The organism is Campylobacter pinnipediorum subsp. caledonicus (genome assembly GCF_002022005.1).
Taxonomy (GTDB): domain Bacteria; phylum Campylobacterota; class Campylobacteria; order Campylobacterales; family Campylobacteraceae; genus Campylobacter_A; species Campylobacter_A caledonicus.
The window spans coordinates 629536-652479 of the sequence record NZ_CP017258.1 but is presented as its reverse complement, the minus strand read 5'-3'; the positions used below and the strand labels follow the sequence as shown (position 1 = coordinate 652479).

The following is a 22944-nucleotide window of genomic DNA, read 5'->3' as shown; positions in this document are numbered from 1 at the left end:
TATCTATTTTTTTAATAAATATCCTTCATTTACAAGCAAATCAACTGTATTTTTAAATACTGGTAAAGCGCTTTGCGCCCCATAATAATAATATTTTTTCTTGGGATTTCTGGCAAGAACACCTATGGTATAACTATGTCCAAAATCATCATTTGCGAACCCAAAAAATGATCCATTGTATGTATTAGAATATACTCCATTTTTAGCTATATGAGCTGTTCCTGTTTTGCCACCAACTTCCAAACCAGGAGTAAATGCTTTTTGCCCGGTTCCTTTTTCAACAACTTTTATAAGTATTCTCTTCATTCTTTTTGCAATATCTTGAGATATTATTTGCTTTGAGTTTTGATTTATTCCATTTAGTATAGGAGGCGAATACTTTTTACCATTTTTTTCAAAATATACAGCAAAATGTGGTATGACCGCAATACCTTTGTTATTAAAAACATTATAAGCTTTTAAAAGCTGCATAAATGTTGCACTAATACCATAGCCATAGCTAACTGTTGCTTTATATGTTTGAGAATTAAGCTTAATGGCACTTGGTATCGCACCTACTTGTTCATAAGGTATATCAACGCCAGTTTTTTGAGTAAAACCAAAATTTATAAGACCATTATATATCTGAATACCATCTAAACGCCTAGACAGCTCAATCATACCTATATTTGAACTATATGCTATAACATCCTCAGCACTCATGCTTGGCTCAGGATGAGTATCTCTTATGATTCTTTTTCCAAGTTTATATTTACCATTATAAGTATTTACGATTTCAACTGGATTTACTTTTTTTTCAGACATCAATATAGAAAATATAAAAGGTTTAAACACAGAACCTATCTCATATGAATACTCAGTAGCTGATGAGTTTAAAGACAATATATCTTGTTTTCTAATACTTGATGGATCATATCTAGAACTTGATGCAAGAGCTAAAATTTCACCTGTTTTGCTATCCATAACACAAGCTATAATTTCACTAGCATCTAAAAATTCTCTTTGATTATCCACTATTTTTTCAAGCATGCTTTGAAATTTTAAAGATACAGAAATTCCAACATCGTATCCATCTACCCTATTTGCTAGATTAGATTCACTCGTAAATATTATATTGCTTCCAACATCTCTTGGGCCTATAAATTTTGCATCCTGAATAGGTGCTAAAAAATCATCATAATACTTTTCTATACCTTTTGCACCAGAGCTTTTTCCATCTTTTTGTATCATATATCCAATTATAGGAGTTAAAGCATTTTTTGCTATATAAGTTCTATTTTTTCTACTCTCTTCACTCTCAAATACATCAAGACCCTGAACAAAACTAGAACCATGTATCGGTATAAAAATCTTTTTTTGATATAATTTTCTTGATAATTCTTTTAAATGCATAGCTGTTTTTGCATCTATATTTTCAGACAATATAAGCAAACCTCTTGTTTTGTTTATAAGACTTAGTATTTTTTTCTCACTATCACCACTATAAATAGAGTAAAGTTTTACAAACATATCTTTTTTATTTGGGTCTATACTTCTTGTATCTAGCTTGGCTGTATATAGTTTCTGACTCACAGCAACCCTAAAACCATCTTTTGTAATTATAGAACCTCGTAAGGCAGTATTATCCTCACTTGTTTGCATGCTTGGTAATTTTCTATCTATGCTTATACGAAAAAACATAGATGATAAAAAAATCAATATAAAAACTAAAATAACTATATAAAGAACAGTAGTTTTTGTTTTGTTTGAGTTCATAAAATTCTAAATTTGAGTTCTTGATATCTCTTTATAAGCGCTTAAAGCTTTATTTCTAATCTCCAACATCAATTTCATGCTTGTTTCAGCCTTGCCTATTGCTATTGCTGCTTGATGTAGATCCTTAACCTCTCCAGTAGCAAGGTCAGCGATTGCTTTATCGGCATTTTCTTGAACCTTATTTAACTCTTTTAATGAGTTATCTAAAACACTAGCAAAATCAACATCTGATTTTTTTTGAGTAGTTTTATTTTGATTTAATTGTGAAATCTTGGATATACTAGATATATCGTTCATTATTGACCCCCTGCAATCATCTGTATAGCACTTTGAGCTATGCTTTTAGCGCTTTGAAAGGCGGAAACATTAGCTTGGTATGCCCTAGTAGCTTCTATCAAATCGCTCATTTCTATAACTGGATTAATATTTGGATAAGAAACATACCCATCTGCATTTGCATCTGGATGGTTTGGATCATATTTTAGCTGAAAATCCTTATCATCTCTAACTATCTTATCAACAACAACACTCATAACAGATGGAAAAGCATCTTTTGGTGATGCAGGGTCATCTAGAGGATTTGAATATTCAAGCATAGAGTTTTGCTCTTTTATCTGTTTATTTAAAACTTTATCAAAATCAAAAGCTTTAAAGATAACTTCTTGTCTTCTATAAGGACCTCCTTCTGCTGTTCTAGTCGTATTTGCATTAGCTATATTTGAGCTAATAACATTCATTCTAAAACGTTGTGCACTAAGTCCATATCCACTAATATCAAAATCATTTAAATACATCTATTCAACCTTACATTTTGCCACTTGCATCTATTACACTTTTAAATATAGAACTATCTCTTTTATAAGCACTATCCAAAGCATTTAACATTATATAGTTTTTACTAAGTTCTGTTGTTTCAACATCCAAATCAACAGTATTTGCATCATTTCTAGCCAAATGACCATCTCTTAAAAACACACTAGCTAACCCGGTTCTTGGAAAACCAACCATATCTATATGTTTGTCATTTGTTTTTGCTAATTTCAATTCTTTACTTTTTGTTTTATTGTAAATTTCACTAGCTCTAGAACTAAGCTCTGATTCAAAACCTATATCTCTTGATTTATAAAATGGAGTATCTATATTTGCAATGTTGCTAGAGATCATCTTTTGTCTAAGCTCCCTAGCGCTCATAGCTGATTCAACTAATGGTCTTGATTTTGATGTCTCTAAAACAAACATTGCTACTCCTTTTTAATCACACAATACTATAAGCAAATTTTATTCCATATTTTGCTTAAGATTATTAATTCTTTCAATATCACTTTGCATTCTACTCATTTTAATACCACCAAGATAGTATTTAACTCCGAATTTGCCAGTATTATTATCAGTTACAAGTTGATAATATCCATTTTTCAAAATAACTTTAAACGGAAGTGCTATCTCGTGCTGATAACTTATATCTTTAACAACTTGTTCTGCAATTCTATCATTTACACTTTGATCATTTGTTATAAAATAAAAAGCATTATATTTTTGAATAAAATCACTTACAACATATTCATCCGTGACATTTTCAAAATGAGTTAAACCTATGATTAAAAAATCTTTTTGATTGTCAAGTTGATACTTTGCTATACCTGGAGCCTCTTCTTGGCAAGGTGGGCAAAAAGTACCAAATATATCAAGAACAACAACCTTATTCTCTTCACCTTTTACAACAAAGCCACCATTTTTACGGACCAAAACCTTATTTTGTCCATTTACGCCTTTTAAAACTACCTCTTCAGAATCTTTAAATTCTTTAAAACCAGAAATATTATCTATCTTATCTTCTGAACAGCCAATAAAAAATATAGCCATTATTAAAAACAATAAACCTTTTTTCATTTTATTCCTTTTTATAAATTTTTACCAAAATTTTTCATAGCAGACTTTGCGTCCATGTCAGCCTGTTTTTTCTTCAATGTCTCACGCTTATCGTGCAAATTTTTACCTTTTGCAAGCGCAATTCTAACCTTAAACATATTTTTATCATTTAGATATATAGAAATAGGAACTATAGTAAATCCATCTCTAGTTACAAGTCCAAACATTCTATCTATCTGTTTTCTATGCATCAAAAGCTTTCTCGCACCTCTTTCATCTGGTCTAAAATGACTATGAGTTGTCTCAAGATGAGAAATATGTGCATTTAATAAAAAAATCTCTCCTTTTATTATACGAACAAAGCTATCTTTTAAATTTGCCCTGCCAAGCCTTAAGGCCTTTGTTTCACTACCTTTTAAAACTATACCAGCTTCAAAATTTTCTATTATAGAGTATTCAAAAAATGCTTTTTTATTTTTTGCTATCTCTTTCACTTTGCGCCCTTTAAACTAAACATAGTGCTTCCGCTACCGCTTAAAAATTTATCATCAAAATCTTTCATCTTAGGATAAAGAGATAGACAAGGCAAAAATAGATCATTTAACTCATAATTTTTATACACGCCCAAAAGCTCATTGCTTTTTGTCTTCATAAAATTATCAGCTTGTTTTATATCTATATTTTGCATAAATTTATCTCTAAACTCACGATAAACCTTTGGCGTTTCACAAGATATATTTGGCATAATAAGATCTATTTGTGGAATTTCATCATCAAAATAAACCACATTTTCACCAACACCACTTACATTTGCACTAGGGTAATTATATACAAAAAAAGGCACATCTGAACCTATTTTTGAAGCTATCTCAGCAAGTTTTTCTGTTTTTATGTTTAGATTTAATTCTTCGTTTGCTAATTTTAAAAAGGTAGCAGCATTTGAACTACCACCTCCCATTCCGCCTCCCATAGGTATATTTTTTTTCAATACTATTTTATGATTTTTAAAATACTCATCTAATTCGTTTTTATATCCTGATTTTTCTAACTCTTTTTTTGCTTTCAATACGATATTATCATCTATATCATAATTACTTTCTATATAAAATTTATCAGAAAGCTTAAAATCAATCTCATCATAAATATCATTTAAAAGTATAAATCTTGAGTTAATTTCGTGATAATTTCCACGAGTACCAACTATTTTTAAAAATATATTTAATTTAGCAAAACTTTTCATTTTTCTATTTTTTTTCTAAGCTCATCAAAGCTATCACAAGGAACATCCTTGCTAGCTTGCTTATTTGAGTCTTTAATTTGATTTGCAAGCTCGCTTCTTAGTATCATTGTGTTTTTAGGGGCTTCTATTCCGAGCTTTACAGCACCTTTATTTATACTAACTACAACCAATTTTATATCATTGCCTAATAATATCTCTTCATTTTCTTTTCTTGACAATATTAACATTTTTTTACCTTATTTAAACAATAACTTATCTCATCATCTTTTATCTCAATAATACTAAAAAATTCATCATATTCCAATAAATATTTTCCATTTTTTTGCATTTTAAGCTTATACAAATCTAACTTTTTACCATCCATCACTTCATCAATATCGCCGAAATACTCATTTTTTGGCAAATTTAAAATACTTATAGGGTCCAAAAATCGTTCATTCTCAAATCTAAACTCACCTTCACTAACCCTTTTTAAAGCACTAAGTGTAGCACTAACACCCATTTTTTGTGCAAAAAGCTGAGCATAAGATCTCGCATAAGCACCCTCATCTACTTTAAGTCTTATAGTTAAAAACGGATGAGAATAGTTTAAAATTTCACAAGAAAATATCTCCATTTCCTGAGATTTTAGTTCAAACTCAACACCACTTCTAGCAAGCTTATATGCCCTTACACCATTAATATTTTTAGCACTAAATTTTGGCGGAATATAACTAACCTTGCCCAGCAAAGATTTTCTTACTATCTCAAAAACATCTGGCGAAAACGGTCTTAGTTTTTCAACTTGAGATATATTTTCATTATCTCCGCTCTCACTACTTGCGCCAAACCAAATTGTAGCTTCGTACACTTTTGGAGTTTTATTTAGATAAGAAAATAGCCTGGTATAAGAGCCAAAAGCTACAACCAAAACTCCGGTAGCAAATGGGTCTAAAGTGCCAGAAAAACCAGCTTTTTTTACTTTGTATTTGCGTTTTAGCCTACTTAAAAAATGATTTGAACTCAAACCATAAGGTTTGTTTGCTACAAAAATTGCATTCATACGGCTTTTTCCACAAAACTAGACATTATCTCTTTTACATTTCCGCCAAAATTTATAGTCAGTTTAAACTCTTTTTTAACTCTAGAAAGCCCGGTAACACGCCCTATTCCAAAAATTTTATGTTTTACAAGATCTCCTTTTTTATACTCATTACTTCGCTCAATAACCAAAGAACCTTGGATCAAGCCAGCCTCTGATAAAAATCTACTTTTATTAAGTCTAGCACGCTGACCTTTATAAAATCTTGAGTTTGCATAGCTTAAACTAAGTGATTTTTTAGCCCTTGTTATAGCAACATAAGCAAGTCTTCTTTCTTCTTCCAAATCGCTTCCATCGCCTATCAAAGGGAAAAATCCCTCCTCCATACCTATAACAAACAAATGCTCAAATTCCAAACCCTTGCTAGCGTGAACACTCATTATAGATATCATCTTATCGCTAACACCATCTTGTTCGCTGGTTAAAGTAAGCTCATTTAAAAACTCGTCCAAATCAAAACTTGGATCTTGTTTTATCTGATCTTTTATCATTGCATAAAATTCATCAATATTCGCAGCTCTATCGCTACCATCTGGCAAGCTTTCATAATATTTTTTTATTCCAAACTTAGCTTCCAAATCATCAATGAGTTTAAAAATTCCATCAGAATCGCCAATATCTTTTAAATTTTGTATAAAATCACACAAAGAAGTTGCTGTTTTTTTATTAAAAATATCATCTTTTTCACTAAGCAATTCAACCGCTTTAAACAACGAAATTTTATTTTCAAAAGCAAAATTTTCTATCTTTTCAAGACTAACCTTACCAAGACCTCTTTTTGGGCGATTTATTATTCTTCTTAAAGAAAAATCATCATTTTGATTTGTGACAAGTCTTATATAGCTTATGATATCTTTTATCTCGGCTCTTTCATAAAACTTAACACCGCCAACCATCTTGTAAGGTATGTTTTCTTTATTCAACCCCTCTTCCAATGACCTAGAAAGTGCATTTACCCTATAAAGTATAGCTATATCAGGCGCATTTACACCACTTTGTATAAGTTCTTTTATGCTTTTAGCTATCTTTGTAGCCTCAGCAACCTCATCTATACTTTCAAAAAGATTTACATTTTCGCCATCTTCTTTTGTACTAATAAGTATTTTTCCAAGACGATTTCTATTGTGATTTATAAGCTCATTAGCTACTTTTAAAATTTGTGAAGTAGAGCGATAGTTATGCTCTAGTTTTATAATTTTTGTATTATTAAATTGATTTTTAAAATTTAAAATATTGTCTATTTTTGCACCACGCCAACCATATATACTTTGATCATCATCGCCAACAACACATATATTTGAATGAGATGTACATAGCTTTCTTAAAAGTTTATATTGAAGCTCATTTGTATCTTGATATTCATCTACCATTATATATTTATATCTATTGGATATTTTTTTTGCTAACTCATCATCATTATCCAAAATCTTATATGTAAGAACTAGCAAATCATCAAAATCAACAAGATTGTTAGCACTCAAATACTCTTCATATTGTTTATAAATTTGAGCTACTTTTTGATAAAAGCCATCTTTATTTTTTTCTCCACTCAATAAAGTTGCATTACTTAAAACATCTTCAACACTAAAAAGTGAATTTTTATAATTTGAAATTTCATTTGATAAAACAGATGTTGGCAAAGAACTTTCAAACCCTTTTAAAATCTTTTTTTTATCATCAGTATCAATTATGATAAAATTATTTTTTCTACCTAGCCTATCTATATAAAATTTCAAAAACAAAAGTCCAAATTTATGAAAGGTACAAAGTAAAGGTATTTGAAATTCATTCTTATCCAGTAGTCTCAAGGCCCTTACCCTCATCTCATTTGCTGCTTTATTTGTAAAAGTCAAAGTAAGTGTATTTGCTGGATCTATACCAACCTCTCCAACCAAATAAGCAAGTCTTGAAGTTATTGTTTTTGTCTTACCGCTTCCGGCACCAGCTAGTATAAGCATAGGACCATCTATATGAGCTGCAGCCTCTTTTTGTGTGTCGTTTAATTGATTTAGTATTTCACTCATTTTCTAACTTTAATTTTTTAAATTTGATTATATTAATTAGTATGATTTTATCTAAAAATAGTTAAAATATAAATTATGCATTTTATTAAGTGTTTAAAAGCTCTTTTATCCTAGCGATAAATTCATCTTCTTTGTTTTTATCGTCCAATATTTCTATACCATCCATTATAATTTTAGTCTTGATATCTCTAAACCAATTATCACTATTATTCCCTTGCTAAAGTGGATATATTAGCTCACCGTCAACTAATTCATATTTTTATATTTGGCATCAAAGACTAATATTTTTTTGTTTTTTATGATTTGTCATCTATGTATCTGGTATGATTTTTCTTGATAAAATTTTTTAAACCTTAAATCCATCAACCATCTTAAAAATTCAAGATTAGTAGTTTTCTTATGTATATTTCAAAAAGCTAGGCAACATTTATCAAATTTAAATACAATATAGACAATTAAAAGAAATAAATTTAAAAAAAACAAAAAATAAGAAAAATAATAAAAAATATATAAAATTACTTAAAAAATTTATATATTTAATTCACAATAAAACATTAACAAATATATATTTTTATATAAAATCTACACACCTAAAAATATTTTTTATAATTTATAGGAATTTATAACATCTTAGAATTTATTGTAAAAGATAAAAATTTTCGGAACAAAGAGGAAAGAAAAAAGCAAATTTGTTGAAAATATAATCCTTTTAAAGCGTAGGTAAAATGGAGATTTGAAAATAGTTTTTAAACATAAGTGGCTCCGGATGCTGGATTCGAACCAGCGACCAAGTGATTAACAGTCACCTACTCTACCGCTGAGCTAATCCGGAATATAATAAAAATGAGCTGTGATTATATTAAAAAAATCTTTTTTTGTCAATAAAAATAAATTTAAATTTTTACAAAATTACAATTTTTTATTAAATTTGGTAATTTTTCTTCAAAATCAACTCCATAGTGGTTGGGTGTTTTTTTGTTATTTTGATATAAAATGCATTTTAAAAACTAATTTTTAAAATAATTTTGGTATCATATTTACTTAATATTTATCGTAAAAACTTGTTTGGGAGTTGTTTTTATGGAATTTGATTTTTTAGTTTATTGTGTTTTTTTTATTGGTGCCTTTGTTGGAGGTTTTATAGATGCTATCGCCGGCGGAGGAGGACTTATAATAGTCCCTCTTTTGATGGCTTTTGGCATAGACCCTCATACTGCTTTAGCTACAAATAAATTACAAGGAAGTTTTGGCTCTTTTACAGCGAGTTTGAACTTTACACTAAAAGGTATGATAAATTTTAAAGAAGTTTTTATATGCATATTTTTTACATTTGTTGGAGCATGTATAGGTGCAAAAACAATACTATTTTTAAATACCGATATACTAAAAATAATAGTTCCATTTTTGCTTATATCTATTTTTGTTTATACTATTTTTTCACCAAATATAACAGAACAAGATAGAAAATCAAAAATTGATCCAAAGGTTTTTTATATTTGTTTTGGTTTATTGCTTGGTTTTTATGATGGATTTTTTGGTCCTGGGACCGGCTCTTTTTGGACATTTTCAATGGTTGCTTTGCTTGGGCTAAATATCAAAAAAGCAGTAGCGAATACGAAAATTTTTAACTTTACGAGCAACATAGTAAGCCTTTTTATATTTATTTTAAGTGGAAATATTTTATGGTTTGTTGGTGTGTTGATGGGTGTGGCTGCTATCATAGGTGCTTATTTTGGTTCAAATTTAGTTATCAAAAAAGAGATTAAATTTATAAGATTTGTCTTTCTAAGTGTAGTCGCTTTTACTATTTTAAAACTTTTATGGGATTTTTTTAAATAATATGGACAAAGAAGCTTTTGCGATAAGTTGTTTTAACAATGAATTTATAGGCGATGATGGCGCTGTTGTTGGCAATTTTGTCTATGCAAAAGATCTGTTTGTGGAAGGCACTCATTTTTTAAAACATTGGCTTAGTTTAGAACAAATTGGTTATAAGTCCATGACGGTAAATATTTCAGATATAATTGTTATGAATGCTTTGCCAAAATATGCTCTTTTGGGGCTTGGAATACCAAAAAATACAAGTTCAGATGATATAAAATCAATAAGCAACGGCATAAATATAGCTTGTAAGGAATATGGTGTTAAGATTATCGGCGGGGATACGATAGCTAGTGATAAAATTTTTATTAGCCTAACTCTTATCGGAGAACTTAAAAATAAACCTATTTTTAGAAAAAATTTACAAACTAATGATTTTTTGGCATTTACTGGTAGTTTAGGCGATAGTCTTAAGGGTTTAAGAGCACTTTTAAACAAAGGAAGTATAAGCAAAAAAAGTAGATTTGTAAAGCCAATGTTAAAAGATAAGTTTTTTTACAAAGCATCAAAGTTTATAAACTCTTCAATGGATATAAGCGATGGACTTGGGCTTGATTTGGAAAAATTATGCTTAGCTTCAAGAAAGGGTGTTAAATTTATAAAAAAATTAAACACTTTACAGATTAAAAGCGGAGAAGAATATGAAATTTTATTTAGTTTTTCTGCTAAAAATCTTAAAAAGATTAGACAAATTTCAAAACAAACAAGAACTAAAATAACGATATTTGCAAAAGCAACGAAAGGAAGATATAAATCAAATGCAAGAAAACACCACTTTTAAGCCACTTTATTATTTAACACATTCACCTATAAATGTGCATTTTTCAAAAAACTCAGATGATTTTGTAGTAAGGGAAATACCGCTTTATGAACCAAGTGGAGATGGGGAACATCTACTTATTCAAATTCAAAAAAAGGATTTAAACACCCAACAAGCTTTGCAAATTTTAAGTGAAGTAACTGGTGCTAAGATGCGTGATTTTGGCTATGCTGGACTAAAAGATAAGCAAGGAATGACAACTCAATTTATTACATTACCAAAAAAATTTGAGAGCAATTTAAGCAATTTTTCACATGATAAAATGAAAATTTTAAGTGTTAATTATCATAAAAATAAATTAAAAATAGGGCATTTAAAAGGAAATAGTTTTTTTATAAGACTTAAAAAAGTAATGCCAAGTGATGCTTTGAAGTTAAATGAAATTTTAAATAGTATAGATAAAAATGGTTTTGCAAATTATTTTGGATATCAACGTTTTGGCAAATTTCAAGATAATTCTCAAAGTGGTCTTGAGCTTTTACAACATGGAACGGTTAATGGTAAAAAAATCAAAAATCCAAAAATGAAAGATTTTTTAGTTTCTGCATATCAAAGTGAACTATTTAATAAATATGTTAGTAAAAGAGTTGAAATTTCAAGGTTTGTAAATGATTTCAGTGAGAAAGAAATATGCGATATCTATAAATTTAATAAAGATATTGTAAAGAAACTAAAATCCCAAAAACAATTTTTTAAACTATTACCAGGCGAAGTTCTTGGTCACTATCCTTTTGGAAAATGCTTTTTGTGTGAAGATTTAGACAATGAACTTGAGAGATTTTTAAAAAGAGATTTGACAAGTTGTGGTCTTTTGATTGGTTCTAAGGCTTACAAATCTGTTGGTCTGGCAAATGAAATAGAAAATGAAATTTACAAACAAGCTTTTGAATTTGAGTCAAAAATGAATGGTGGTAGAAGATTTTCTTGGAGCTATGTTGAAAACTTAAGCTATAAATATAATGAAGAAACAGCGCAATATAGTATAAGTTTTGGACTACAAAAAGGCTCTTATGCTACAGTTGTTTTAGAAGAAGTGCTGCATAAAGACATTATGGAGTGATTAAAATCTGATTTTTATCAATATTTTTAAATTTATTGCCTTATATACAAACGCTAAAAAGTGTTTGTATATATTTTATATAAAAATGGCCTTATAGCTAAACACGAAACGCATTGCAAATAAAATTGAAAAATCAAGTGAAACAATAGAAAATTTAATTAATTCGGTTATGTAAAAAATAGTAAAAAAGTATGAATTTTAATTGATTAATTTTAAGAAATGATTAAGTAACAAAAAACTGTTAGTTTGATACTATAAAATCGGTATTTGGTTGCGGAGAGTAGATTTGAACTACTGACCTTCGGGTTATGAGTAAAATTTTTATTATATATTGATAATTATATAATTTATTGTATAATATTTTATATTAAAAAATTTAAAGGATTAAAAAATGACTATTACACTAACTAATGTTAATCAAGATTTTTTAAATGTTATTAAATCTCTTTTGCCTTTAAATAGAGATGTTGAGCTTTATGAAGAATATGAGCCTAATAATGAAACATTGAAAGTTATAAAAGATATTGAAGATGGTAAAAATTTATCAAAATCTTTTCAAAATGTTGATTGCATTATGAAAGCTTTAAATGATTGAGATTAAATTTTCAAATAAATTTAAATCAGACTATAAAAATCTTAAAAAACAAGGTTTTGATGATGATTTACTTATTGATTTTTTAGAACATTTAAAGCTTGTAGATAAAATTTCACTTCCTGTTATTTATAAAAATCATTCTTTAAAAGGCGATTATAAAGGTTTTTTTGATTGTCATTTAAAGTCTGATTGTGTTGTAATTTACAGAATAAATAATAATATTGTAGAATTAGCTCGTATTGGCTCCCATTCTAAACTTTTTAAAAAATATTAATACTAATTTTTTTAATCTTCCATGTTTATAATTATATATTCTATTTTTATATCATTTTGCTTGTTATATTCTTCTAAAAAGCATTTTACACCATAATCTTGTTTGCTATTTGAAGTTATAAAAAGCTTTCTAATTGTTTTATCTTTTATTTTATCTTTATTTTGATTTATATATAAATCGCAATTTATTACAAATACTTTTAATTCTTTTTGCTTTGGTGGATTAGTCCAGTTTTTGCATTGTATTAATGCCATCTCATTATTTTTATAAGCTATTAAATCTATACCGCTATCTTTTCTTTTTTCAATATAGCCTTTTGGATATACTTTATATTCTTTTTTTTCAAAGAAATTTTTAATATATAATTCGTATTTTCTACCCTTTTGGTATCTGTTTTCTTTTGGTTTTTGGTTTTCTTCTTCTTTAAATTCATTTAATTCTTTTTCTTCTCTGATTTTTTTTACTTGCTCTATTATTTCATCTTTTTTTGTTTCTTCTTTTGTGTCAAAAAAGCTTTTTAATTTTGTTATTAATGATTTCATTTGTCTATTTCCTTTTTTAAAATTCTTGCTGTTATCTCTGATACATAATACTCTTTTTCTTTATTATTCAATTTATTGAATAATTCAATTATTTTTTTTTCATCTTCTGTTAGCTGTATCCCGTTAAAATATTCATATACAGCTTTGTATAATTCTGGGTTTCTCTTTTCCCAATTATATAATGTTGTTATGTCTTTTTTTATTATTTTTGCTATTTCTTTTTTATCCATTTTTGAATTATTCACCTATTTTAATTTATTATTAAGTTTATTTTTGTAATAATTCCTATAACGCTTTTGAATTATTCAAAAATTGATTTTATTATATCAAAATTTTGGATAAGACCTAAGCAAGTCTTTAAACTGTTTATCTCTCTCTTTTGCTGTAGAACCTTTAGGGAGAGATTTTTTAAAAAGTTCTACACAAAAAATTTATTTAAAAGGTTTTACGATGGAAATTTTAAAAGAAGAATTTACGGTTTCTTACTCTGTTAAGTTTGCTCTTGTTCGAAGCTCTGCGAGCGGTTCTTTTGAGGGCAATGACTATTCTCCAAGTGTTAGATTAATTTCACAGAATGTTTATGAAGTTGAAAACTCTAAAACAGATAATATAGATGATAGTTTACAAATTGCAACTTTTAAGATTGAATGTCCTGACAATGAAACTGCCGGAAAAGTTGCTAAATCAATAAAAGATAGAATTAAAAAAGGCGAAGTTTTACATTTTGCTGGTAGTTTACCTAACGATAGCAAAGTTATAAAAATTATAACGCCTTACGATACTTTTTTAAGCGATAATATTTCTATTACTAAAACAGAATTTAAAGAAGATAAAAAAGCTAAATAATTTATTTTATATGTAGCTACTTAATAAAGTGTTTAAATCAAATGTTTTATCAAGTAGCTACTAAAAATAAAAATTTATCTATGAAAGGGGTTTGAAATGAAAAATTTTAAATCAAAATTGTTCGCTCTTGGTTCTGTTTCTCTTATTGCTGCTAATTCTGCAGCTGCTGCTGTTACTATGGATTCGGATGGTGCCGTGAGTGGTTCTGTCGAAATGGCTACATTTTACGGTGTTGCGGGTGTTGTTATTACAGCTTTAGGTGTTGTTTATGCTGTTAAAACAGGTCTTCGCCTTTTAAGGGGATAATAACTCCCTATATAAAACCCCTTGCTTTTACTGTAAGGGGAGTATTTAAAAATTAAAGGTTAAGTAGTAATGGAATATAGCTTTATAGATGTTAAAGATTTTATAATTAATATCAATATTCTTTTATCTATCATTTTAACGGCTTTTGTTGTTGTTAAATCTGTTGTTTTAGCTATTGATTTATTAAGAAGTAAATAAAATGTATGATTTAGGCATAAACGAACAACAATATAATTTTTTAATGGCTCTTAGTGGTTCACTTTGTGGCTTTATACTTTGCTTGATTGTTCTTGTTTTACTATCTCGTATTTAATTTATTTATTTGTTAATAAATGTTTTTTGTTTTTTCAGTGCAAAGTAGAGTTTTTAAACTAATTAATTAGTTTAAAAAAAACTTTGCACCAACAAGCGATAGCGCGTTAGTCGTGGATGTATCATCTTTCGTTTTATATAAGTTAATCGTTTGTAATTTCTTTTATAAGTGAGTTCTAAATGGTTGTATCTGTTACTAATATAGCAAGTTTTGATTATTTCTTTTCAATATTTTACTATTTTTTGATTTTTTGTTTTCCTATTATTGCTGGATTATCTTTATTAACTAAAAAGATGTAAAAATGAAAACTATAAGAATAATATTATTTTTATTATTTGCTTTTTCTTTTTCTTTTGCTGATGATGATATTCCTGATGTTGGTATTAATCCTTGTGAATATGGTTACAGTTATGACATTGAATCTGATAGATGTTACAAAGATTGCACCGATGAAGATTTAAATAAATTTGGTTTTCCTGATGAGTCTTGTATCGATTGTTCTTCTGTTCGTGGCTTTGATAATATAGCTAATTGTATATGCACTGGTTTAGGCTCTTCTTGGTCTAAGTCTACCGATAAAAGTTGTCAATATAATGCTGATATTAAATCTTATGCTTGTACTTATCTTCCTTGGGGTGGTTTTATTGATACTAACTGTGCTAATGGTCAAGAAATAAGATTTAAAGAGATACCAGAAGAAGACAAAGAAGATAAACCAAAAAAGCCAAAAAAAGACAATGAGTTAGATTTTACACCTGATAAAAGTAAACCAAATGGACCAATAAAAGAAAGTAAACCAAATATTGAATCTGACACTCCTGATATTTCCACAGATAAACCAAATAATGAATCCACTTCTCCGGATAGCCCAAAGGATGGGAAAAGAACTGACTCTAATGGTAAGTCTGACAGTCCAAAGGATGGGAAAGGAACTGACTCTAATGGTAAGTCTGACAGTCCAAAAGATGGGAAAAGAACTGACCCAAATGGTAAACCCAGCGGTAATAATATTATAAATAACCATGTTAATGGTAATGGCAATGAAGAAGGTAAAGATGATGATGTAAATTTTGGTGAAAAATTAGATTATACAGATTTAAATTCTGCTAATAATAATTTTACTAATGAAGTAAAAAAAGACATAGATGAAGTTAGCACTAAATTTGATGATTATTTAAAAAACCTTGATAAATTAAGAAATTTGTTTGATACAAATGGTTTAAATCAATTAGAAAAATCTTCAATACCTGATAGTTGTCCCAAATCTTTTAATGTCCCCTTGGGTTTTAAAAATCAAGTTATAAAGATTGATTTATGTAATTTTTTATCTGATGTTAGTCCTTTAATCTATAAAATTTTTTATATTTTCTTTTTTATCATGTTTCTTATGATTTGTATTAAATTATTTATCTTTAGCTTTTAAAGGGTTTTGTTATGCTTAATTTTTTTTATGATGATATTTGAATTTTTTACTTTTAAAAAAGGTTTTGACATAGCTTCTATAGCTTTAAAATCTCTTACATTTGCTAAGATGTTAACTATAAATTTGCTTTTAACTACTGCTTTACTTAGTTATTTTTATTTATTATATAAGGTTATAGAATTTATTTATACAAAAGTTAATTTTATTATTAATTTTATTAATAATTTTTCTTATTCAAATGATAGTTTAATAAGTTATTTTATAAGTGTTTTAAAGTCTTTTGGTATTTGGTCTGCTTTCGTTGATGTTTATTCTGTTTTTTCGCCTATATTTTTAATATTTTTTAGTGTTTATTCCTTAAAAATAAGCATAGTAGTTTTAAAAAATATAAGGGAAACATTAGAAACATTATTTATATCAAAGTTATAAATAATGATTTCGTATATTATTGGTAATCCCGGTAGTGGTAAAACTTACTATGCTGTTAATCGCATATACGAAACCTTTTTAAAACAACCAGAAAAATCATTTTTTTATAAATTTAAAAAAGACAAGAAAGAAACTAAAAAACAAGATGAATTTTATTTTTGTTATACAAATATTGATGGTTTTAAATTTGATTTAGATAATAGATTTAAACCTTTTGAATTTGATAAGTTTTATGATGATATTTCTATTTTATATGCTTGCTATTTAGATAAAAAAGGCGATAAGCACTTAATAGAAATAGCAAAGCAATATAATTTATTTAAAGTATTAATTATTCTTGATGAAGCACATAACTTTTTTAAAAATAAAAAAGATGAAGTTTTGATTTGGTGGCTAACATATCACAGACATTTAAGCCAAGAAATCTATTTAATTACTCAAGATTTAAGTTTAATAAATCCAGAATATAAAAGAATTGCTGAATTTTTTTATAAAGCTGTTGATAGTTCTAAAAGAGTTTTTACAAATAAATTAAGATATATTCTTTATGGCTCTTATAAGCTCTATGCAAAAGATGAGTATAGAAAAATAAATATTGATTTTTCTAAAGATGTATTTAATTTATATCATAGTGGAAAAATCAAAAATCAATCATCTTTAATAAAAAAATTCTTTTCAATATCATTATTTTTACTTTTTGTTTTAGTTATTATTTTTTATTTTGTTATTTATAGTATGACAGATGACACAAATAAAAATAATACAAATGATATTAAAACTATAAACAACATAGATACAAAAAATTATAATTTATCTAATAACTCCAAAAATAAGATAATAAAAAAATATAATAAATCTGATAATGATTTAGAAAATTTATATTTATATAATATTACTTGTATTGATTCTAATTGTTTCATTAAAAAAAGTGATATTGAGTTTCCTAAATCATTTTTAGAATTTATTATTTCTCGCAATTCTGCTTTATATTTTACTTCTTTTAAAATTGGAAGTTTTACAAACTATTTTTTTGCTTTTAAAAGCCCCGTGTTTGATGTTTTAAATTCTATTAATAAAGGTTCTAAAGATGAAAAAGATTATACTAATACTTCTTTGTTTAAGTAGTTTTTCACATGCTATAAATACATATATAAATCTACTTGATTTAATGTTTTTAACTTCTAAATATAACAATGTTAGAATTATTTCTGATAGTGAAATTGATGTATCAAGTTATCATTTTGTTTTTAATGGCGATAATGATAAGCTTAGTTTAGATGAGTTTAAAAAGATTTTATCTAGCAAGAATTTATATATTGATTTTGTAGATGATTTATATATTGTTACAGACAAAGAGCAATTAAAAAAAGACTTAAAACAGATAAAATTTAATAATTTTATTCCTGATGATGTTTCTAAAATTTTAAGTCTTTATGATATAAACTCTACTTTTAGCACTCACAACAATACTTTATATTTTAGGTCTGATGATTTTACATACAAACAAATAAAACAAAGTATAAAAGATTATGATGTTTTGCCAAAGTCTGCAACTTTTAAAATCGTTATTACTGAAACAAATCTTAACGATTTATATAATCGTGGAACTGATTTAACTTCAATTTTAAAGCCACTTAATCACGGAGATTTAAAACTATATGTAAATCTTTTAACTGCTCCATATATGAGTAATTCAAACATTATAAAAGATAATTCTTCTGCTTATTTTGGTGTTTTAAATTTCCTTGATGAAAATGGTATTACTAAGATTATTTCAAGTCCTTTTTTAACAGCTTATAATGATAATGATGTATTTTTTAGCTCTGTTAAAACAATTCCTTATCTAACTTCACAAAGCGAAGTAACAAACGCTCAAAGTTCTACTACTTCATCATTTCAGTATAAAGATGTTGGACTAAAGATAAGTTTAAAACCCATATTCCTAAAAGATGTTATTAAGGTTGATTTGTCCTTGGTATTAGAAGATTTATTAAATGATACTAATACACCTATCACATCAAAAAAAGAGCTTAAAAGCTCATATTTTTTAAAAAAAGGCGATGTTTTAGTCCTTAGTGGAATAAATAAAACAACTTCTAATAAATATCGTAATGGAATACCTATATTAAAAGATATTTGGCTTTTAAAATATTTGTTTTCAGTAGAACAAGAAAAGGATGTTAAAAGTGTTTTGACTGTTAGTATTGAAATTATTTAATTAGGATACTATTAGGGGGATAAATCCCCCTAATAGTATCCTAATAGGGGTTTGCATAATAAGTCTAAACTTTAAAACACTTAAATCAAACCCCTAGCCTAAAAACTAAAAATATGTGTTTTTTGCTTATTTTAGCTTTTTGGGTTGTTTTGTTTTTTCCGGCGTAAGCCCCAACTTGCGAACGAGCTTCGCGAGTAAGCAAGTGGGGCTTCTTGTCAATTTAATAAAAAACTCTTACTTTTAAGATAGGAAGGATTTAAATGTTTGGTGTTACTGATAACGATTTGAAATTTTGCCAGTCAAAAATGGATAATCAAAGAAGTTATTTATTAAATCATCAATTTGTAAATAATCTAGGCGAGATTAAATCTCTTTTTGATATATCAATGTCTGCTAATTTCTCATCTAAGTATTATGCTGAAGTTACAAACCGAGTAAATACGATATATAGCTTATCAAATGATAATCTCTTAAGCCCTGTATTTTTAACCATAACTCTTAATGGTTGCTTTAGGGATGCTTTAAAAGGTGATTATTCAAGGTTTAAGGCTAAGGATTATAAATACTTGCCTTATGATGTAAAATATAAAGCTAAAAACCAAGCTACATTAACAATTAATGATTTGATTAAAGTTTTAAATCATCAATGGAATTTATTTATAATGCGATTTAGGAAGAAATTTAAAGGTTCGCAAAGTTCTTATATACGATGTTTTGAACCACATAAAAGCGATGGAGTTCCACATATACATGCCTTATTTTATACAGATAAAAACAATTTTGATTTTATGTTAAAAATATATCGTGATATATTCTATGCTCCACAGAACTTAAGAAAAAATGCTATAACTAAAGAGCAAATTATGAATAATGAAATCAATGGTTTTCAAACAAGTATTTATAATGCTAGTGGTTATGTTATGAAATATATTCAAAAGACTTTTATAAATGTCGATAAAACCGATAAACTTGATGAACTTTCTTGTTGGTATGTAAAGCATAAAGTAAGAAGATTTATAACATCAAGAACAAAAGTTCCTTTGTGGGTATATAGAAAGATAAATTTTATATCTACTTTCAAGGATTTTCATCATCTAAACGATATGAAAAATGATGATAATTTTTTTTGGAGTGGAACAAGGAAGACGATTATATAAATATAAAAATTCCAAGAAACAAAGAAGAGCTTATCTATCTAAATGGAAGACTCGAGCATTATATAAAAGATAATCTTATAAACTCTTATGACTTTGAAAAACAAGAAAAGAAAAAAGAGAATTTAAGAATTAAATTACCAGATTCAGTAGATGTAACAATAAATCACTTATCAAGACAAGCCCAAAGAAAGAGATATTTAGCAAACTATAATAAAAACAAGCCTTTAAGTAGAAAAAAAGATTTTGAGTTAATATCATATTATGAAAGTTTAGACAAAGAAAATTGTAATTTACAGCATTTAGCATATACAGAGAATTTATTAATCGATAGAGATATGAGCTTTGTATCAAATAATGATAAAAAACACGATTTAAATAATCCTTTGATTGAAGACTTTATTATAAGAGATTTAAGAAGTTATGAATTTTAATAAATTATTTGATACTTATGTAAGTTTTTATGAGTGCATATTAAGCTATTCAACTTTAAGAAGTGATGTAGCTACATATAATAAACATTTCCGCAATGATTTAGGCTTAAGAGATGTAAGAGATATAAAATTTATAGATATACAATTATTTTGTAATTCATTGATTAAACAAGAATATAAGATTAAAACTATTAAAAACATACTTGTTAAATTAAGAGTTATTTTTAAATTTGCTATCAAAATGGAATTAATTGAGAAAAATCCTTGCGACTTTGTAGAGCTTCCAAAATTTGACAATAAAATATATTTTGACTATAGTATATCAACACAAAAGAAGATAATAAAAGCTATTGTATTAAATAATAATGAAACTTGCGATATATTCTTTTTTCTTTTACATGGAAGAAGGAAGAACGAAGTTTTATCTTTAAAATGGGATGATGTAAATTTAAAAAATAAAACATATACAATACCTTATAAGATAAACAAAGCTAAAAAAGATATGATATATAAAATGAGTGAAGATTTATACAATAGATTATATAAAAGATACATTGAAGCTAAGAAAAATAATAAGCTTGATAGTTATGTTTTTATTAATCCAAATACAAATAATAAATATCAGGATTTGCGAAGAAGCTGGAAAACATTACTTAAAAGCAATAATTTACCCAAAATTAGGCTTCATGATATAAGACATTTAGTTGCAAGTTATTCAATTAATCATTTAAAATTACCAATAGAACAGGTATCTTTTACATTAGGACATACAAATATAACAACAACGCAAAGATATATAACTAATAAAATTGAAAAATCAAGTGAAACAATAGAAAATTTAATTAATTCAGTTATTTAAAAGATAATAAAAAGTATTAATTTTAATTGAAAAAGCTTTAAGAAATAATTAAGTATTTAAAAAAGTGCTAGTTTGATACGATAAAATCGGTATTTGGTTGCGGAGGACAGATTTGAACTGCCGACCTTCGGGTTATGAGCCCGACGAGCTACCACTGCTCTACTCCGCGATATGAGGTGGATGGGGTAAGAGGATTCGAACCTCTGAATGACTGGACCAAAACCAGTTGCCTTACCGCTTGGCGATACCCCAATAATAAAATTGAAGTTGTGATTATATTATTTTTTTTTGTATTTGTCAAGACATTTTCAAAGTTTTTAGCTTTTTTGAACATATCTTATATAAACATCTATATTTTCTTTCTCTTTTTCCCATGTTGTTGCTGACCCATGACCAGGATACATATTAAAATTTCCTTGCAAATTTTTGCTTTTTATCAGACTTTTTAGCATATCGCTTCTACTTGAGTATTCAAAATCCCATCTACCAACACTTTCTTTAAATAAAAAATCTCCGCTAAACATTAAATTTTCTATCTGTATCATGCAACATCCTGGTGTATGGCCTGGAAAATGTAGAAATTTAAACTTAAAGCCTCCAAAATTATATTCGCCTTCATCTATCATAAAATCAGCTTCACAACACTCATATCCACAAAAATCTTTATCGCTTCTTAGCATAAATGCATCTAATTTGTGTATAAAAATAGGTATTTTAAGCTCTCTTTTTAAAACAGTTGCATCATAAATATGATCAAAATGACCATGTGTTAATAGTATAGCACGAGGATCTTTGACGTTATCCATAACCCAGCTATAAGAACCTTCACCAGGATCTATTATAATTTCCTTATTATTGTCTTTTAATATATAACAATTTGTTTGATATGGGCCAAATTGCTTAAGAAAAACTACCATGTAATCCTTTGGTATAAATAAATATTGATAATTATTATATCAATTTATCTTTTAAAAGAAACTTTTATAAATAAGTTAGTATAATTACAAATTATTTTCTAGTTTAGGTATTAAAAATAGAAAGATATATTTTTATGGATAAAAAAGATTACAAGCAAGTTCAAAATACTTTAGTTAAATTTCTTAGTAAATATTTAGAAAAATCAACCTGCAAAGGTTTTGTTGTTGGTATTAGCGGTGGTATAGATTCAGCAGTGGTAGCCAAACTTTGTAAGATATCAAATCCAGAAAATGTAAATGCATTTTTATTGCCTACTTATTTTTCTAATGATGAAAATTTAAAAGATGGCATAAAATTATGCTCAGACTTAAATATAAAATATAAAATTATAAATATACAAAATATATTAAATAATTTTGAAGAAACTTTATCTGGTAAACTTGATAAATATTCAATGGGAAATTTAAGTGCTAGAATAAGAATGAGCATTTTATATCATCGCTCAGCATTACTAAACTCACTTGTTGTTGGAACCAGCAATAAAAGTGAATTAATGCTTGGCTATGGAACAATATATGGTGATTTGGCGTGTGCTTTAAATCCAATAGGTGAGCTTTATAAAACTGAGATTTTTGAATTCGCAAGATTTCTAGAAATTGATGAAAAAATTATAAATAAAGCACCCAGTGCTGATTTGTGGCATGGTCAAAGCGATGAAAGTGATTTAGGGTATAGTTATAAAATACTAGATGAGGTTCTATTTTTTATAGAAAAAAATGGCGACAACTACGATTTGTTGTATGAAAAGTTTAAAAACAAAGAGTTGATAGATAATGTTTTATCTAGAATAAACCGAAACAAATTTAAAAGACAAATGCCTAAAATAGCAGAAATTTAAGGAAT

Annotated in this window: 29 protein-coding genes and 3 tRNA genes; 16 read left to right on the top strand and 16 right to left on the bottom strand. The window is 27.1% G+C overall.

Annotation, left to right across the window (positions count from 1 at the left end):
* Positions 1-3 precede the first annotated feature (3 nt).
* From CPIN18021_RS03400 to CPIN18021_RS03350, 11 genes are all read right to left on the bottom strand, one after another.
* Complete coding sequence (locus CPIN18021_RS03400) at positions 4-1755, bottom strand: peptidoglycan D,D-transpeptidase FtsI family protein (protein ID WP_078424399.1); 1752 nt, start codon at positions 1753-1755, stop codon at positions 4-6.
* 6 nt (positions 1756-1761) lie between these two features.
* Positions 1762-2052, bottom strand: coding sequence for a flagellar hook-basal body complex protein FliE (gene fliE, locus CPIN18021_RS03395; RefSeq protein ID WP_078424398.1), 291 nt, complete (start codon positions 2050-2052; stop codon positions 1762-1764).
* On the bottom strand, positions 2052-2549 hold the full coding sequence (gene flgC, locus CPIN18021_RS03390; protein WP_078423146.1) for a flagellar basal body rod protein FlgC: 498 nt from the start codon (positions 2547-2549) through the stop codon (positions 2052-2054). The genes fliE and flgC overlap by 1 nt, the downstream gene beginning before the upstream one ends.
* 10 nt (positions 2550-2559) lie before the next feature.
* Positions 2560-2994: a flagellar basal body rod protein FlgB gene (gene flgB / locus CPIN18021_RS03385; RefSeq protein WP_078424397.1), complete on the bottom strand. Its 435-nt coding sequence runs from the start codon at positions 2992-2994 to the stop codon at positions 2560-2562.
* A gap of 39 nt (positions 2995-3033) precedes the next feature.
* Positions 3034-3645, bottom strand: a complete 612-nt coding sequence (locus CPIN18021_RS03380; RefSeq protein WP_078423145.1) for a redoxin family protein — start codon at positions 3643-3645, stop codon at positions 3034-3036.
* An 11-nt stretch (positions 3646-3656) separates the two neighbouring features.
* Positions 3657-4118, bottom strand: coding sequence for an SsrA-binding protein SmpB (smpB, locus tag CPIN18021_RS03375; RefSeq protein WP_078423144.1), 462 nt, complete (start codon positions 4116-4118; stop codon positions 3657-3659).
* Positions 4115-4864 (bottom strand): 4-(cytidine 5'-diphospho)-2-C-methyl-D-erythritol kinase, encoded by a 750-nt coding sequence (locus CPIN18021_RS03370; RefSeq protein ID WP_078424396.1) that lies wholly within the window; start codon positions 4862-4864, stop codon positions 4115-4117. The genes smpB and CPIN18021_RS03370 overlap by 4 nt, the downstream gene beginning before the upstream one ends.
* Positions 4861-5091 (bottom strand): carbon storage regulator CsrA, encoded by a 231-nt coding sequence (gene csrA / locus CPIN18021_RS03365; RefSeq protein WP_069632818.1) that lies wholly within the window; start codon positions 5089-5091, stop codon positions 4861-4863. Before csrA ends, CPIN18021_RS03370 begins: the two co-directional genes overlap by 4 nt.
* Positions 5085-5906, bottom strand: coding sequence for a tRNA pseudouridine(55) synthase TruB (truB, locus tag CPIN18021_RS03360; RefSeq protein WP_078423142.1), 822 nt, complete (start codon positions 5904-5906; stop codon positions 5085-5087). The genes csrA and truB overlap by 7 nt, the downstream gene beginning before the upstream one ends.
* Complete coding sequence (locus CPIN18021_RS03355) at positions 5903-7969, bottom strand: ATP-dependent helicase (protein WP_078423141.1); 2067 nt, start codon at positions 7967-7969, stop codon at positions 5903-5905. The genes truB and CPIN18021_RS03355 overlap by 4 nt, the downstream gene beginning before the upstream one ends.
* Before the next feature lie 757 nt (positions 7970-8726).
* Positions 8727-8801, bottom strand: a tRNA-Asn gene (locus CPIN18021_RS03350).
* A 248-nt stretch (positions 8802-9049) separates the two neighbouring features.
* On the opposite strand from CPIN18021_RS03350, the gene CPIN18021_RS03345 reads away from it, so the two are divergent.
* From CPIN18021_RS03345 to CPIN18021_RS03325, 5 genes are all read left to right on the top strand, one after another.
* Entirely contained in the window at positions 9050-9808 is a 759-nt protein-coding gene (locus CPIN18021_RS03345; RefSeq protein WP_078424395.1) for a TSUP family transporter, read from the top strand.
* A 1-nt stretch (position 9809) separates the two neighbouring features.
* Positions 9810-10631 carry a thiamine-phosphate kinase gene (locus CPIN18021_RS03340; RefSeq protein ID WP_078423139.1) on the top strand — a complete coding sequence of 274 codons (822 nt, stop codon included), beginning with the start codon at positions 9810-9812 and terminating at the stop codon, positions 10629-10631.
* Positions 10600-11730 carry a tRNA pseudouridine(13) synthase TruD gene (gene truD, locus CPIN18021_RS03335; RefSeq protein ID WP_226996003.1) on the top strand — a complete coding sequence of 377 codons (1131 nt, stop codon included), beginning with the start codon at positions 10600-10602 and terminating at the stop codon, positions 11728-11730. The genes CPIN18021_RS03340 and truD overlap by 32 nt, the downstream gene beginning before the upstream one ends.
* Before the next feature lie 391 nt (positions 11731-12121).
* On the top strand, positions 12122-12325 hold the full coding sequence (locus CPIN18021_RS03330) for a hypothetical protein (RefSeq protein WP_078387530.1): 204 nt from the start codon (positions 12122-12124) through the stop codon (positions 12323-12325).
* Entirely contained in the window at positions 12318-12599 is a 282-nt protein-coding gene (locus tag CPIN18021_RS03325; protein WP_078423137.1) for a type II toxin-antitoxin system YafQ family toxin, read from the top strand. Before CPIN18021_RS03330 ends, CPIN18021_RS03325 begins: the two co-directional genes overlap by 8 nt.
* Before the next feature lie 11 nt (positions 12600-12610).
* On the opposite strand, the gene CPIN18021_RS03320 is transcribed toward CPIN18021_RS03325, so the two are convergent.
* Complete coding sequence (locus CPIN18021_RS03320; protein WP_078423136.1) at positions 12611-13141, bottom strand: restriction endonuclease; 531 nt, start codon at positions 13139-13141, stop codon at positions 12611-12613.
* On the bottom strand, positions 13138-13371 hold the full coding sequence (locus CPIN18021_RS03315; protein WP_069637210.1) for a histidine kinase: 234 nt from the start codon (positions 13369-13371) through the stop codon (positions 13138-13140). Before CPIN18021_RS03315 ends, CPIN18021_RS03320 begins: the two co-directional genes overlap by 4 nt.
* Positions 13372-13591: 220 nt before the next feature.
* Between CPIN18021_RS03315 and CPIN18021_RS03310 the strand changes: the two genes are divergently transcribed.
* From CPIN18021_RS03310 to CPIN18021_RS03275, 10 genes are all read left to right on the top strand, one after another.
* Positions 13592-13987, top strand: coding sequence for a hypothetical protein (locus CPIN18021_RS03310; protein ID WP_078423135.1), 396 nt, complete (start codon positions 13592-13594; stop codon positions 13985-13987).
* Positions 13988-14083: 96 nt separating this feature from the next.
* On the top strand, positions 14084-14293 hold the full coding sequence (locus CPIN18021_RS03305; RefSeq protein ID WP_078424393.1) for a hypothetical protein: 210 nt from the start codon (positions 14084-14086) through the stop codon (positions 14291-14293).
* 69 nt (positions 14294-14362) lie between these two features.
* Positions 14363-14491, top strand: a complete 129-nt coding sequence (locus tag CPIN18021_RS09115) for a hypothetical protein (RefSeq protein WP_257617017.1) — start codon at positions 14363-14365, stop codon at positions 14489-14491.
* Positions 14492-14907: 416 nt separating this feature from the next.
* Positions 14908-16029: a hypothetical protein gene (locus CPIN18021_RS03300; RefSeq protein ID WP_078424392.1), complete on the top strand. Its 1122-nt coding sequence runs from the start codon at positions 14908-14910 to the stop codon at positions 16027-16029.
* Between the two features lie 30 nt (positions 16030-16059).
* Entirely contained in the window at positions 16060-16458 is a 399-nt protein-coding gene (locus tag CPIN18021_RS03295; RefSeq protein ID WP_157888041.1) for a fatty acid synthesis protein, read from the top strand.
* A gap of 3 nt (positions 16459-16461) precedes the next feature.
* Complete coding sequence (locus tag CPIN18021_RS03290) at positions 16462-17583, top strand: zonular occludens toxin domain-containing protein (RefSeq protein WP_078424390.1); 1122 nt, start codon at positions 16462-16464, stop codon at positions 17581-17583.
* A complete protein-coding gene (locus CPIN18021_RS03285; RefSeq protein WP_078423130.1) occupies positions 17546-18676 on the top strand; it encodes a type II secretion system protein GspD in 1131 nt (376 codons plus the stop codon). Before CPIN18021_RS03290 ends, CPIN18021_RS03285 begins: the two co-directional genes overlap by 38 nt.
* Positions 18677-18936: 260 nt before the next feature.
* A complete protein-coding gene (locus tag CPIN18021_RS03280) occupies positions 18937-19833 on the top strand; it encodes a rolling circle replication-associated protein (RefSeq protein ID WP_180375110.1) in 897 nt (298 codons plus the stop codon).
* On the top strand, positions 19803-20264 hold the full coding sequence (locus tag CPIN18021_RS08990) for a hypothetical protein (protein WP_180375111.1): 462 nt from the start codon (positions 19803-19805) through the stop codon (positions 20262-20264). Before CPIN18021_RS03280 ends, CPIN18021_RS08990 begins: the two co-directional genes overlap by 31 nt.
* On the top strand, positions 20254-21123 hold the full coding sequence (locus tag CPIN18021_RS03275) for a tyrosine-type recombinase/integrase (protein WP_078423128.1): 870 nt from the start codon (positions 20254-20256) through the stop codon (positions 21121-21123). The genes CPIN18021_RS08990 and CPIN18021_RS03275 overlap by 11 nt, the downstream gene beginning before the upstream one ends.
* Before the next feature lie 94 nt (positions 21124-21217).
* Here the strand turns inward: CPIN18021_RS03275 and CPIN18021_RS03270 are convergent.
* From CPIN18021_RS03270 to CPIN18021_RS03260, 3 genes are all read right to left on the bottom strand, one after another.
* A tRNA-Met gene (locus CPIN18021_RS03270) sits at positions 21218-21292 on the bottom strand.
* An 8-nt stretch (positions 21293-21300) separates the two neighbouring features.
* Positions 21301-21375 (bottom strand) — tRNA-Gln (locus tag CPIN18021_RS03265).
* Positions 21376-21440: 65 nt separating this feature from the next.
* A complete protein-coding gene (locus CPIN18021_RS03260; RefSeq protein WP_078424389.1) occupies positions 21441-22040 on the bottom strand; it encodes an MBL fold metallo-hydrolase in 600 nt (199 codons plus the stop codon).
* 134 nt (positions 22041-22174) lie between these two features.
* On the opposite strand from CPIN18021_RS03260, the gene CPIN18021_RS03255 reads away from it, so the two are divergent.
* A complete protein-coding gene (locus CPIN18021_RS03255) occupies positions 22175-22939 on the top strand; it encodes an NAD+ synthase (protein ID WP_078424388.1) in 765 nt (254 codons plus the stop codon).
* Positions 22940-22944 lie beyond the last annotated feature (5 nt).